The organism is Mycobacterium sp. SMC-4, from assembly GCF_050205565.1.
Taxonomy (GTDB): domain Bacteria; phylum Actinomycetota; class Actinomycetes; order Mycobacteriales; family Mycobacteriaceae; genus Mycobacterium.
On the sequence record NZ_JBNMQU010000007.1, the window covers coordinates 1 to 13297 of the forward strand.

Here is a 13297-nt window from a genome sequence, read left to right on the forward strand (position 1 = left end):
GGTCTCGGGGGTGGCGGCGGCCGCTTCTGAGGCCCCGGCGCCTGTTTGCGCGAGCGCGGCTCTGTTTGCGGAGCGCCGCCCTGTTTGCGCGAGCGCGCGTGTCTGTCCCCCGACATGCCGGTGCCAGGGGGCAGTTTGCGCGCCCTCGTCACCGCCGAGCGCGCGCCAACTGCCCACGAAATCCGGCGCGTCCAGGCGCAGACACGCGCGCTCGCCGAAACTAGGCGCCCTTGAGGCGGACCGCGAGGTAGTCGGAGACCTGGTCGATCGCCACCCGTTCCTGGGTCATCGCGTCGCGCTCCCGGATGGTCACCGCCTGGTCTTCGAGCGAGTCGAAATCCACGGTGACGCAGTACGGTGTGCCGATCTCGTCTTGACGGCGGTAACGCCGGCCGATCGCGCCGGCGTCGTCGAACTCGACGTTCCAGTTCCTGCGCAGCTCGGCGGCCAGGTCCCGGGCCTTCGGCGAGAGGTCGGCGTGCCGTGACAGCGGTAGCACCGCGGCCTTGACCGGGGCCAGCCGCGGATCGAGCTTGAGCACCGTGCGCTTGTCCACACCGCCCTTGGCGTTGGGCGCTTCGTCCTCGGTGTAGGCGTCGACGAGAAACGCCATCAGAGAGCGGGTCAGCCCCGCTGCCGGCTCGATCACGTACGGCACATAGCGGGTGTCGTTGGCCTGGTCGTAGAACGACAGGTCGACGCCGGAATGTTTTGCGTGCGTGGACAAGTCGAAGTTCGTCCGGTTGGCGACGCCTTCCAGCTCACCCCACGGGTTGCCCGCGAAGCCGAACTTGTACTCGATGTCGACGGTGCGGTCGGAGTAGTGCGACAGCTTCTCGGCCGGATGCTCGTAGAGCCGCAGGTTGTCGCGGTCGATGCCCAGGTCGACGTACCACTGCAGGCGCGTGTCGATCCAGTACTGATGCCATTCGGCGGCCGTGGAGGGCTCGACGAAGAACTCCATCTCCATCTGCTCGAACTCGCGGGTGCGGAAGATGAAGTTGCCCGGGGTGATCTCGTTGCGGAAGCTCTTGCCGATCTGGCCGATGCCGAACGGCGGCTTCTTGCGCGCGGTGGTGACCACGTTGGCGAAGTTGACGAAGATGCCCTGGGCGGTCTCCGGACGCAGGTAGTGCAGGCCTTCCTCGGACTCGATGGGACCGAGGTAGGTCTTGAGCATCATGTTGAAGTCGCGCGGCTCGGTCCACTTCCCCTTGGTGCCGCAGTCAGGACAGGTGATCTCGCTCATCGCGACCGAGTCGGGATCGCTGATCCCCTTCTTCTCCGCGAACGCCTCCTGCATGTGGTCCTGCCGGTGCCGCTTGTGGCAGTTGAGGCATTCCACCAGCGGGTCGTTGAACACCTCGACGTGTCCGGACGCGACCCACACCTGGCGCGGCAGGATGATGGCCGAGTCCAGACCCACGACATCGTCGCGGGCCGTCACGACCGACCGCCACCACTGCCGCTTGATGTTCTCCTTGAGCTCGACGCCCAATGGTCCGTAATCCCAAGCGGATTTGGTGCCGCCGTAGATTTCGCCGGACTGAAACACCAGCCCACGCCGCTTGGCCAGGTTCGCAACGGTGTCGATGATCGAGGAAGCCACGGCTTCACAGCGTAGCGAGGTGCCTGACGTGACCCAGATCGCCGTTGGACATGCACGGATGCGCATGTAAGTTGGTCTTTAATGAAAATCGTTTCCAGTTCGACCGAGCCGCGGGACATCCACGAGCACAGCGACTCGCCCGCGGCCGAACTGCCGCCACGTGCGGTGCTGGACACCGCCGGCGATCTGCTGCGCGCGCTGGCCGCGCCGGTCCGCATCGCGATCGTGCTGCAACTACGTGAAGACGCGCGCTGTGTGCACGAGCTGGTCGACGCGCTCGACGTCCCCCAGCCGCTGGTCAGCCAACATCTGCGCATCCTGAAGGCGGCCGGCGTGGTCGAAGGGGAACGCTCGGGACGCGAGGTGCTGTACCGCCTCGCCGATCAGCACCTGGCCGACATCGTGGTCGCCGCGGTGACGCATTCGTCGGAGGACGAGTCATGACCGGAGCCGTGCGAGCCACGCGCCAGCGCGCCGCGATCAGCGCACTGCTGGAGAACCTCGACGGCTTCCGCTCCGCGCAGGAACTGCACGACGAGCTGCGCCGCCGCGGCGAAGTCATCGGCCTGACCACCGTGTACCGCACGCTGCAGCAGATGGCTGCCACCGGCGCGGTCGACACGCTGCGCACCGACACCGGCGAATCGGTGTACCGGCGCTGCTCCGACCACCATCATCACCACCTGGTGTGCCGGGCGTGCGGGTCCACCGTCGAGATCAGCGGCGGGCACGTCGAGTCCTGGGCCGCCGAGGTGGCACGCGAACACGACTTCTCCGACGTCAGCCACACCATCGAGATCTTCGGGCTCTGTTCCCGCTGCGTGTCCTCAGCCGACTAACGCCCGGCGCACATCGGAGCCGGTGGCCAGCACCATCAGCAGCAGCGTCCGCAGCGCGTCGTCGCTCAGGCCGGCGGCCGGGAAGTTGTACCGCAGCAGCACATCACCGAGCTTCTTGCTGTTGCCCTTGGCCGCACCGACCTTCTCGACCAGGCTCACCGTGCCCAGCAGCGTCTCCTGGGTGTACTTGGCCACCTCGGCTCGGGTCCTGGTGTTCAGCGGTAGATCCCAGGCCAGCACCTGTGTCAGCGACACCAGCTCCAGTTCGGGCGCGACGGCGACCACCCGCAGCGACGCGAACGTCTCGTCGTGCTTGACGGTCAGAGCGCCGTCGTCTTCCTCGGTCACCGGCAGGATCTCGCCGAGGATGGCCGACAGACGCTCAGACAGGTTCGGCACGGTCACGCCCTTCCGAAGCGCCGGTTGCGGTGGACGTACTCCTCGCACGCCGCCCACAGATCGCGGCGGTCGTAGTCGGGCCACAGCTTGTCCTGGAAGACGTACTCGGCGTAGGCGGCCTGCCACAACAGGAAGTTGCTGGCCCGCTGCTCACCGGAGGTGCGGATGAACAGGTCGACGTCGGGGATGTCGGCGCGGTGCAGATGCTTGGCGAAGGACGCCTCGCTGATGCGTGACGGGTTGACCTTGCCGTCGACGGCCTCCTGAGCCAGCTGGCGCGCCGCCTCGACGATCTCGGTGCGCCCGCCGTAGTTCACGCAGTAGTTGATGGTGATGACGTCGTTGTCGACGGTCATCTGTTCGGCGATGTCGAACTCCTTGATGACGCTGCGCCACATCCGGGGCCGCGACCCCACCCACCGCATCCGCACACCCATGTCGTTGAGGTTCTCGCGGCGGCGACGCACCACCTCGCGGTTGAACCCCATCAGGAACCGCACCTCTTCGGTGCTGCGCTTCCAGTTCTCGGTGGAGAACGCATACACCGTCAGGTGCTTGATCCCGATCTCGATGGCACCGCAGGTGATGTCGATGAGCACCGCTTCGCCCATCTTGTGCCCCTCGGTGCGGTGCAGGCCGCGCTGGGTCGCCCAGCGGCCGTTGCCGTCCATGACGACCGCGACGTGGTTGGGCACCTGGTCGGCAGGGATCTCCGGTGCGGCGGCCTTGGACGTGTGCTGCGGCGGACGCGCGAACTTCCCGTTGGTCCCGGCGGGGATCTCCGGGAAGACGACGGGCCAGGTGGACTTGTCCGGGAAGGTCGGATAGTCGTCAGGCGCCGGGGGCAGCTGTGGGTAGCTGGCCCGGCCCTTCCGCCGTCCAGTCCGTTCCATCGCCATGCGCATCATCCTGCCTGATGGGCTGGCCACTGTTGCGTTGCCCCCGCTCGACAAGGGGCAGTGTCCGCAGCTTGCGTTCGAGGTGCCATTGCAGGTGTGCCGCGATCAGCCCGCTGGCCTGGCTGCGCTGCGATGCGGTGGAGGTCTGCGCATGCTCCCAGTCCCCCTCGTAGAGCGCGGCCATCAGATCCAGCACGGGTTGCGGCGGAGTGACCGACCCGGACGGCCGGCAGTGCACGCACACGCTGCCGCCGGCACCGACGTGGAACGCGCGGTGCGGGCCCGGGGTGGCGCAGCGCGCGCACTCGGTCAGCGCGGGCGCCCACCCTGCCACCCCCATCGCGCGCAGCAGATAGGCGTCGAGGACCAGTTCCCGCGGCCGGCTGCCGTCGGCGATCGCGCGCAGGGCGGCCACGGTGAGCTTGTGCAGCGCCGGCACCGGGGCACGCTCCTCCCCGGCCAGCCGTTCGGCGGTCTCGAGCATCGCGCACGCACAGGTGTAGCGGCCGTAATCGCTGACGATGTCCGAGGCGAACGCGTCGAGGGCGACCACCTGCGTGACGATGTCGAGGTTGCGGCCGGGATGGAGCTGAACGTCGATGTGCGCGAACGGTTCCAGCCGCGCCCCGAACTTGCTCCGGGTCCGCCGCACCCCTTTGGCGACAGCCCGCACCAGACCGTGGTCGCGGGTCAGCAGACTTACGATCCGGTCGGCCTCACCGAGCTTGTGCTGCCGGAGCACCACCGCCCGGTCCCGGTACAGACGCATCTGCCCAGTCTCCCACTGTCGGGGGACGAATTCGTCGACGCAGCGCCGATACCCTCGTAGGCGATGGTCGACAAACGTGCCTCTCGCTCCCGTTTCCCCACCCTGGGCAACCAGCTGTTCGCCCTGGCCGCCGGCACCACGACGTCGGTGGAGCTGGTGCGGCGGTCCCTCGACGCGATCGAGGCCAGCCAACCGACACTCAACGCGTTCCGGGTGGTGCTCACCGAGTCCGCGCTGGCCGAGGCTGCCGCGGCCGACCGCAGACGCCAAGCCGGCGGCGACCTCTCGCGACTGCCGCTGCTGGGCATCCCGATCGCGGTCAAAGACGACGTCGACGTCGCCGGGGTGCCCACCCGGTTCGGCGCCGACGCCGACTTGCCGCCCGCGGTGGCCGACTCCGAGGTGGTGCGCCGCCTGCGGGCGGCCGGTGCGGTGATCGTCGGCAAGACCAACACGTGCGAGCTGGGTCAGTGGCCGTTCACCAGCGGGCCCGGATTCGGTCACACCCGCAACCCGTGGTCCTCCGAACACACCCCGGGCGGCTCGTCGGGCGGCAGCGCTGCCGCGGTCGCCGCCGGTCTGGTTGCCGCGGCCATCGGCTCCGACGGCGCGGGCAGCGTCCGCATCCCGGCCGCGTGGACACATCTGGTCGGCATCAAACCGCAGCGCGGACGGATCTCGACGTGGCCTCTGCCGGAGGCGTTCAACGGCATCACCGTCAACGGCGTGTTGGCGCGCACCGTCACCGACGCCGCGCTGGTGCTCGACGCCGCGTCCGGCAACGCGCCCGGCGATCTCCATCAGCCTTCGCCGATCGCGGTGTCGGACTACGTTTCTCGCGCGCCGGGGCCGCTGCGTATCGCGCTGTCGACGAAATTCGCCTACAGCGTCTTCCGTGCGAACCTGCACCCGGAGATCCGCGATGCGCTGAACACGGTGGCCGCCCAGCTCGAGCAGCTCGGGCACACAATGGTCGACGCCGACCCCGACTATCACCTGCGGATGTCGTGGAACTTCCTGTCCCGCTCCACTTCTGGAATCCCCGAGTGGATGGACCGGATGGGCCCGTTGGTCGACTGGGACAAGCGCACCCGGGCCAACGCGCGTACCGGGCGGCTGCTGTCCCAGCACGTCCTGCGCAAAGCCCGCGCGCGGGAAGCCGACACCGCGCGCCGTGTCGGCTGGATCTTCAACATCGCCGACGTGGTGCTGGCACCGACCACCGCGCTGCCGCCACCGAAGGTCGAGGCGTTCGACCGCCTCGGCGGGCTGGCCACCGACCGCATGATGATCCGCGCGTGCCCGGCGACGTGGCCGTGGAATCTGTTGGGATGGCCGTCGATCAACGTGCCCGCCGGCTTCACCTCCGAAGGTCTGCCGATCGGTGTGCAACTCATGGGACCCGCCGAGAGCGAGCCGCTGCTGGTGTCGCTGGCCGCCGCACTCGAGGCGATCAACGGTTGGGCGCGACACCAGCCCGAACCCTGGTGGGACACCCGCCGCAGCACACCCGACGTCGCAGCCGATTCGGGTGCTCCGCGCTCGGTATCACCCGAGGTGGCATAGCCTCCCGCCTCTGGTCGTCAGCTGGACTGCGCGTTCGGTTCCCGCCGCAGTGACAGGCAGGGGTGATTTCTCCCCTCCGGTGCAGACATCACTGCGCGAGTTCGGCCAACCCCGGGCCGAAAACCTCTTCACGACGGTCCCGGGGGCTTCTAAGCTCGTCCCGTGCGGTTTCAGTGGCCGCTGATCGGCCGCTCCGACGAGCTGCAGCGCATCGAAGCCGCGCTGTCGACCCCGGATGTCTCCGGGGTCGTGCTCTGCGGTGCGACGGGCGCCGGAAAAAGCCGCCTGCTCAACGAGGTCCGCAGAGTCGCCGACACCCGCGGGCTCGTCACGCGTCTGGCGGTCGGGACGTCCTCCGCGCGGGCCGTGCCCATGAGCGCCTTCGCCCCCTGGGCGCCTCCGGATGCCTCCGACACCATCGCCCTGGTACGCGGCGTGATCGCGTCGTTGAGCGCGGCACCGGAGGGCACCTGCGCACTCGTCGTCGTCGACGACGCCCACCTGCTCGATGACCTGGCGCTGTTCGTCGTTCACCAGCTCGCGCTGCGTCGCGCCGCGAAACTCGTCGTCACCGTGATCGACGACGAGCCGACACCGGTGTCGCTGCAGGAAACCTGGAAAGTCGGCCAGTTCGAGCACATTCGCCTGGAACCGTTGTCGCGCAACGCAACTTCGGATCTTCTCGCAGCCGCCCTGGGCGGACCCGTGGCCACCGCAACGGCCCGTCGACTCTGGGATCTCACCTGCGGCAACGCACTGTATCTGCGCACCATCGTCGAGCAGGAGATCGACGAAGGCCGGATCGTCGAGCAGCACGGCCGGTGGTGCTGGATCGGCGAACCGGTGCTGCCGCCGGGCCTGGTCGCCACGGTCGAATCTCGCATCGGAGCTCTGCCGGAAGCCGTCGCCGAGGTGCTCGACATGCTGGCCGTCGGAGAGCCGCTCGCACTGACCGCTCTGGAACACCTCACCGGACCGGAAGCGGTCGAAGACGCCGACACCCGTGGCCTGATCACCGTTGCGCGGGACTCCGCAGACCCCGCCGTACGACTGTCGCATCCCCTCTACGGCGAGGTACGGCGCCGCCGCGCGCCGGTCACCAAGCTGCGCCGCCTGCGCGGCGCCGTCGCCACCGAACTCGGCGCCGGCCCCGACCGCGAAGACATCGCCATGCTGGTGCGGCGAGCCGCGTTGCTGCTGGAGTCAGACCTGCCCCCCGACCCGGAGCTGCTGACCCGGGCGGCCTACGGCGCCGTCGGGCTGGCCGACCTCGCGCTCGCCGCCCGGCTGGCGGCCACCGCCATCCACGCCGGCGCCGGAGTCGACGCGAAATTCATCTGCTCGCACGCTCTTTCGTGGCAGGGCCGCGGCGACGACGCCGACACCGTGCTCGCCGGCATCGACCTGGGTGCGCTGGACGACGAGCAACGCGGCCGGTTGGCGTTCCTGCGCTCCAGCAACGCGCTGTGGGCGCTGGGCGACCCGGCCCGTGCCAAAGCTCTCATCGACGAGGCATCGCCGATGATCGCGCCTGAGCACCGCACCTACATCGACGCGTTCCTGACGGTGTACTGGTTTGCCATGGACCGCCCCGATGCGGTAACCGATTGGGACGAGGCGGAATTCGACAATCTGCCGCCGATCGTGGGTGCGGAGACGGCCTGGGCGATGGCGACGGTGCACGCTGACTCCGGACGGGTCTCGGCGTCGGTCGCCGCCGCCGAGGCCGGATACCGCGCCGTCGCCAAGTCCGCCGAAGCGCCGCACATGGGGTTCAACATCGCCGACTCCCACATCATCGCGTTGTGGTTGGCCGGCGACATCGACGGCGCAGACGCCGTCGCCGAACGGGTCCGAATCCAGGCCGCCGACCTCCCCGGGGTGGCCCAGCCACTCGGGTTGGCGATCACAGGACGCGCCGCACTCGCTCGCGGCGATGTCGCGTCGGCCGCTGCGCTGTTGGACGAGGCGGCCGTCGGATTCAGCGCGGCCCACGCGCTCGGATGGGGGTTCCGCTACGGCGTCATGCGGGCGACAGCGCTGGCGATGAGCGGGAAGCTCGACGATGCCGCCGCGCTGCTGGACGCGCTGGCCACGTCCGGGCGCCCGTTCCGGTCCCTCGACGACGAGATCGGCCTTGCCCGCGCATGGATCGCCGCCGGCCGGGGCAGCGTGTCCGTGGCGGTGTCGATCCTGCGGTCGACGGCCGAGAAGGTGCGCGCTGTCGGGCGGTTCGCCGTCGAGACATTGTGCCTGCAGACCGCGGTGCAACTCGGCGATCGCAGTTGCGCGCCGCGCCTGGCTGAACTGGCAACGTTCGTGGAAGGGTCACGCGCGGCACTCGCGGCACGCTTCGCCGCCGCGCTCAGCGACAGCGACGCCTCTCGATTGACTGTCGTGGCAAAGGAATTCGAGGACTTGGGCGATCTCGTCGCCGCCCTGGATGCGCACGCGCATGCCGCGCTGGCCTACCGCAGGCAGGACCGGCGCGGGTCCGCGTTGGGCTGCGTGGCGCGCGCCGAGACACTGGCACAGCGCTGCGGCGTCAGTACACCGACGCTCGCGCAGGCCCGGGAACCGGTGCCCCTGACCCGCCGGGAACGCGAGATCGTGATGCTCCTGGGGCGCGGGATGTCCAACCGCGGCATCGCCGAGCACCTCACGCTCTCGGTCCGCACAGTGGAAAGCCACATCCACCGGGCCATGGCGCGCTGCGGCGCCAGAAGTCGCGAGGAACTCGCCGCGGTGCTGCAGCCGCGATCGCAGTAGTTGCGACCGCCCGGTAGAGCGCAGTGCAGTGGTGCGCCACTGCACTGACTTGCGCGGATGGGCGTGACGATCAGGGCGAACCCATCACTGTGAGGAGGCCCGAAATGTCCGCTCTTCCCCTACCCGCCACCGGCACATCGACCGCCGGGCACGTCGTGCGGCAGTGGATGTCGTTCGTCCTGCGCACCGCGGTCACCCAAGAGTCCGACGGCGCCGCGCGTGTTCCCCGGCATTATCCGGGCCTGCGGTCGGCCTTCATGGAGCACTCGGCCATGCAGCGCGAGATGGGCCGGCTGTGACGACGTCCGGATCCTAGAAGCCGAGTCGGCCCAGCTGCTTCGGGTCGCGCTGCCAGTTCTTGGCGACCTTGACGCGTAGGTCGAGAAACACCTTGGTGCCCAACAGTTTCTCGATCTGCGTACGGGCCGCGGTCCCCACCTCACGCAGACGCGCGCCGCCCTTGCCGATCACGATGCCCTTCTGCGAGTCGCGTTCGACGAAGAGGATCGCATGCACGTCGATCAGATCGTCTCTGCCGTCGCGTTGTTCGACCTCGTCGATGACCACTGCCAACGAATGGGGCAACTCGTCGCGCACCCCTTCCAGGGCGGCTTCGCGGATCAGCTCGGCCATGAGCACCTCTTCGGGCTCGTCGGTCAGCTCCCCGTCGGGATAGAACGCCGGCCCCGGGGGCAGTTGCGCGGCGAGCAGGTCGGTCAGCACGTCGAGCTGGGCGCCGGAGGTGGCCGACACCGGAACGATGTCGGTGTCGGGGCCGACGAGCTCGCTGACCGCCACCAGCTGTTCGGCGACGCGTTCCTTGTTGACCTTGTCGATCTTGGTCACGATGGCGATGAGGGTGGTCCGGGGTGCGACCGCGCGGATCTGCTCGTAGATCCACCGGTCCCCCGGGCCGATCCGTTCGTCGGCCGGGATGCACAGACCGATGACGTCCACCTCGGAGTAGGTGTCCTTGACCAGATCGTTGAGCCGCTGGCCGAGCAGGGTCCGCGGGCGGTGCAGACCGGGAGTGTCGACCAGCACGATCTGGAACTCGTCACGGTGCACGATGCCGCGAATCGTGTGGCGGGTGGTCTGCGGCCGGTTCGACGTGATCGCGACCTTGCTACCGACCAGTGCGTTGGTCAACGTGGACTTCCCGGTGTTGGGCCGCCCGACGAAACAGACGAAGCCGGAACGGAATTCACTCACCGGACATTGCCTGCGCGGTCGGTGACGATCACAGTGGCATCGGCGGACAATTCCCGCACCGCACCCACACCGGGGTCGTCGGCCGAGCCGCCCACCAGCACCGCGGCCTCCACCCCGGTAGCGCCGCTGGACACCGCGGCGGCCACCGCGGCCTGCAGAGCGGTCAGGCGCAGAGCATTCAGCGTGACCGGCGCCGCGGCATAGGTGCGTCCGTCGGCGTCGCGCAGCGCCGCACCGCCGTCGGCTTCCGCGCGACCCATCGCGCCGCGGGCCAGGACGACCAGCTTGGCGTCCTCGGCGTCGAGTTCACTCATCGGTTGACCTCTTCGTCTTCGGGTTCGGGATCGACACGGCTGACCAGCACGGTGCCGATTCTGACGCGTCCGCGCGGGTCGGGGCCGCCTTCTGCGCGCAACAACAGTCCGTCCCACTGCACCTCGGCGCCGGGCAGCGGCACCCGCCCCAATTCGAGTGCGAGCAACCCGCCGACGGTGTCGACGTCGAGGTCCTCGTCGAACTCGACCCCGTAGAGCTCGCCGAGGTCTTCGATCGGCAGCCGCGACGAAACGCGGTACATGCCGTCGTCGAGCTCCTCGACGGGGGCGACCTCGCGCACGTCGTATTCGTCGGCGATCTCGCCGACGATCTCCTCGAGCACGTCCTCGATCGTCACCAGCCCGGCGATCGCGCCGTATTCGTCGACCAAGAGCACCATGTGCACACGGTCGCGCTGCATTTCGCGCAGCAGCTCGTCCAGGGGTTTGGAGTCGGGAACGAACGCCGCGGCGCGCATCACGTCGGAGACCTTGGTGTCCCGGCCACCTGTGGTCGAATAGTAGGTGCGCTGCACCAGGTCCTTGAGATAGACGACGCCGACGATGTCGTCGACGTTCTCGCCGATCACCGGGATGCGGGAATGACCGCTGCGCACCGCCAGCGAGGTGGCCTGGCCGGCGGTCTTGTCCGATTCGATCCACACCATCTCGGTGCGCGGCACCATCACCTCGCGCGCCGCGGTGTCGCCGAGCTCGAACACCGACTGGATCATCCGCCGCTCGTCGTCGGCCACCACACCGCGCTGCTGCGCCAGATCGACCACCTCGCGCAGTTCGATCTCCGAGGCGAATGGACCGTTGCGGAAGCCGCGGCCCGGCGTCAGCGCGTTGCCCAGGAGCACCAGCAGCCGGCTGACCGGCAGCAGCAACACCGAGATCGCCTGCAGCGGAAGGGCGGTCAGCAGTGCGATGGTGTAGGCGTTCTGCCGGCCCAGGGTGCGTGGACCGACGCCGATGGCCACGAAGCTGACCACCACCATGATCGCGGCGGCCGCAGCCAGACCCCACGTCACTCCGAGGTGACCGTCCAGGTAGGCCGCGAGCAGCACGGTCGCGGTGACCTCGCAGGTGATGCGCAGCAGCACGATCAGGTTGATGAAGCGGGGGCGTTCGCCCATCACCCGGGACAGGCGCACCGCGCCGGGGCGTTCGTCGCGGACCAGTTCTTCGACCCGCGCCATCGACACGGTGCTCAGCGCGGCGTCGATCGCGGCGAACAGCCCGCCGAAAGCGACCAGCACGATCGCGCTGATCAGCTGAGCGGCGCCGCTCACCGCTGGTCGCCGTCGGACAACTCGTCGAAGAACCGGGACTTGTCGAGCAGCAGACGGTCCCGCTGCAGCTGCCGGTCCTTGTGATAGGCCTCGACCTGTTCGGCCACCCACTCCTCGAGCAGTTGGCGCTGCAGCGCGAACATCTCTTTTTCCTCGTCGGGTTCGGCGTGGTCGTAGCCGAGGAGATGCAGCACGCCGTGCACGGTCAGCAGCGCCAACTCCTGGCCCAGGGTGTGGCCGGCGTCGGCGGCCTGCTTGGCCGCGAACTCCGGGCACAGCACGATGTCGCCGAGCATGGACGGTCCGGGTTCGGGCGCGTCGGGACGACCGCCGGGCTCGAGCTCGTCCATCGGGAAGCTCATCACGTCGGTGGGCCCGGGAAGGTCCATCCAGCGCATGTGCAGATCAGCCATGGCCGCCGTGTCGAGCAGAACCATCGACAGCTCGGCGCCCGGATTGACATCCATCTTGCGGATCACGAACTGGGCGACGCTGATGAGCTCCTCTTCGGAGACGTCGATGCCCGATTCGTTGGACACCTCGATGCTCATATCAGTGCTACCGCCTCGGCCGGCTTGCCGTGCCGCGGCGTTGCGCACGGTTCATCAGGGTCGGTTCCTCGAATCTTGCGTAGGCATCGACGATTTCGGAGACCAGCCGGTGGCGCACCACGTCGGCGCTGGTGAGCTCGGCGAAGTGGATGTCGTCGATGCCGTCGAGGATCTGCGTGGCCGCGCGCAGCCCCGATGTCGCCCCGCCTGGGAGGTCCATCTGGGTGATGTCGCCGGTGACCACGATCTTGGAGTTGAACCCGAGGCGGGTCAGGAACATCTTCATCTGCTCGGCGGTGGTGTTCTGCGCTTCGTCGAGAATGATGAAGGCATCGTTCAGGGTTCTACCCCGCATATATGCGAGCGGTGCCACCTCGATGACCCCGGCGCTCATCAGCTTCGGGATCAGTTCGGGGTCCATCATGTCGTGCAGCGCGTCGTAGAGCGGGCGCAGGTACGGATCGATCTTCTCGCTCAGCGTGCCGGGCAGGAACCCGAGCCGTTCACCGGCCTCCACCGCGGGCCGCGTCAGGATGATGCGGCTGACCTGCTTGCTCTGCAGCGCGCTGACCGCCTTGGCCATCGCGAGATAGGTCTTGCCGGTTCCGGCCGGACCGATACCGAACACGATGGTGTGTGCGTCGATCGCGTCGACGTAGCGCTTCTGGTTCAGCGTCTTGGGCCGGATCGTCTTCCCACGACGCGACAGGATGTCCAGCGTCAGGACCTCGGCGGGCGACTCTTCCATCGTGCCGGTCAGCATCGCCACACTGTGGCGCACGGAATCCGGTGTCAACGTCTGACCGCTGCGGACGACCTCGATCAGCTCCGAGAGCGCGCGCTCGGCCAGGGCGACGTCGGCGGGTTCACCGGCCAGGGTGATCGCGTTGCCGCGAGCGTGGATGTCGGCGGAGAGCAGATCTTCCAACGTCCGCAGATTCTCGTCGGACGAGCCGAGCAAGCCCACCACGAGATCGGGCGGAACTGTGAGGCTGCTGCGGACTGACTGGCCGGATGCGTCCGGGCTTGCGTTCTCGCGGGGCGCCACGTGGGGTTTTCTGCCTGCTTCCTTTTC

Annotated in this window: 14 protein-coding genes; 5 read left to right on the top strand and 9 right to left on the bottom strand. The window is 68.6% G+C overall.

Going from position 1 to position 13297, the window contains the following annotated elements; all coding sequences use genetic code 11:
- Nucleotides 1-220 precede the first annotated feature (220 nt).
- Nucleotides 221-1675, bottom strand: a complete 1455-nt coding sequence (locus tag ACQI46_RS13515) for a glycine--tRNA ligase (RefSeq protein ID WP_427094529.1) — start codon at nucleotides 1673-1675, stop codon at nucleotides 221-223.
- Nucleotides 1676-1690: 15 nt separating this feature from the next.
- Between ACQI46_RS13515 and ACQI46_RS13520 the strand changes: the two genes are divergently transcribed.
- On the top strand, nucleotides 1691-2053 hold the full coding sequence (locus ACQI46_RS13520) for an ArsR/SmtB family transcription factor (RefSeq protein ID WP_427094530.1): 363 nt from the start codon (nucleotides 1691-1693) through the stop codon (nucleotides 2051-2053).
- Nucleotides 2050-2448, top strand: coding sequence for a Fur family transcriptional regulator (locus ACQI46_RS13525; RefSeq protein WP_427094531.1), 399 nt, complete (start codon nucleotides 2050-2052; stop codon nucleotides 2446-2448). Before ACQI46_RS13520 ends, ACQI46_RS13525 begins: the two co-directional genes overlap by 4 nt.
- Here the strand turns inward: ACQI46_RS13525 and ACQI46_RS13530 are convergent.
- The 3 genes from ACQI46_RS13530 to recO are packed head-to-tail and all read right to left on the bottom strand — an operon-like array spanning nucleotide 2437 to nucleotide 4515.
- Complete coding sequence (locus ACQI46_RS13530; protein ID WP_427094532.1) at nucleotides 2437-2847, bottom strand: hypothetical protein; 411 nt, start codon at nucleotides 2845-2847, stop codon at nucleotides 2437-2439. The genes ACQI46_RS13525 and ACQI46_RS13530 overlap by 12 nt on opposite strands.
- Nucleotides 2848-2849: 2 nt before the next feature.
- Nucleotides 2850-3740, bottom strand: coding sequence for a decaprenyl diphosphate synthase (locus tag ACQI46_RS13535; RefSeq protein WP_427094779.1), 891 nt, complete (start codon nucleotides 3738-3740; stop codon nucleotides 2850-2852).
- Nucleotides 3679-4515, bottom strand: coding sequence for a DNA repair protein RecO (gene recO / locus ACQI46_RS13540; protein ID WP_427094533.1), 837 nt, complete (start codon nucleotides 4513-4515; stop codon nucleotides 3679-3681). The genes ACQI46_RS13535 and recO overlap by 62 nt, the downstream gene beginning before the upstream one ends.
- A 63-nt stretch (nucleotides 4516-4578) precedes the next feature.
- Between recO and ACQI46_RS13545 the strand changes: the two genes are divergently transcribed.
- The 3 genes from ACQI46_RS13545 (at nucleotide 4579) to ACQI46_RS13555 (ending at nucleotide 9149) form a co-directional block, all read left to right on the top strand.
- Complete coding sequence (locus ACQI46_RS13545) at nucleotides 4579-6081, top strand: amidase (RefSeq protein WP_427094534.1); 1503 nt, start codon at nucleotides 4579-4581, stop codon at nucleotides 6079-6081.
- A 162-nt stretch (nucleotides 6082-6243) separates the two neighbouring features.
- The gene (locus ACQI46_RS13550; protein WP_427094535.1) at nucleotides 6244-8850 is read left to right on the top strand and encodes a LuxR C-terminal-related transcriptional regulator; all 2607 of its coding nucleotides are present in this window, start codon (nucleotides 6244-6246) and stop codon (nucleotides 8848-8850) included.
- Nucleotides 8851-8954: 104 nt separating this feature from the next.
- Entirely contained in the window at nucleotides 8955-9149 is a 195-nt protein-coding gene (locus ACQI46_RS13555) for a hypothetical protein (protein WP_427094536.1), read from the top strand.
- 13 nt (nucleotides 9150-9162) lie between these two features.
- Here ACQI46_RS13555 and era read toward each other — a convergent pair whose 3' ends face one another.
- The 5 genes from era to ACQI46_RS13580 are packed head-to-tail and all read right to left on the bottom strand — an operon-like array spanning nucleotide 9163 to nucleotide 13270.
- Nucleotides 9163-10062: a GTPase Era gene (gene era / locus ACQI46_RS13560; RefSeq protein WP_427094537.1), complete on the bottom strand. Its 900-nt coding sequence runs from the start codon at nucleotides 10060-10062 to the stop codon at nucleotides 9163-9165.
- A complete protein-coding gene (locus ACQI46_RS13565) occupies nucleotides 10059-10376 on the bottom strand; it encodes a cytidine deaminase (protein ID WP_427094538.1) in 318 nt (105 codons plus the stop codon). Before ACQI46_RS13565 ends, era begins: the two co-directional genes overlap by 4 nt.
- Nucleotides 10373-11671, bottom strand: a complete 1299-nt coding sequence (locus tag ACQI46_RS13570) for a hemolysin family protein (protein WP_427094539.1) — start codon at nucleotides 11669-11671, stop codon at nucleotides 10373-10375. Before ACQI46_RS13570 ends, ACQI46_RS13565 begins: the two co-directional genes overlap by 4 nt.
- Nucleotides 11668-12222 carry an rRNA maturation RNase YbeY gene (ybeY, locus tag ACQI46_RS13575; protein ID WP_427094540.1) on the bottom strand — a complete coding sequence of 185 codons (555 nt, stop codon included), beginning with the start codon at nucleotides 12220-12222 and terminating at the stop codon, nucleotides 11668-11670. The genes ACQI46_RS13570 and ybeY overlap by 4 nt, the downstream gene beginning before the upstream one ends.
- A gap of 7 nt (nucleotides 12223-12229) precedes the next feature.
- Entirely contained in the window at nucleotides 12230-13270 is a 1041-nt protein-coding gene (locus ACQI46_RS13580; protein WP_427094541.1) for a PhoH family protein, read from the bottom strand.
- Between the last annotated feature and the right edge of the window lie 27 nt (nucleotides 13271-13297).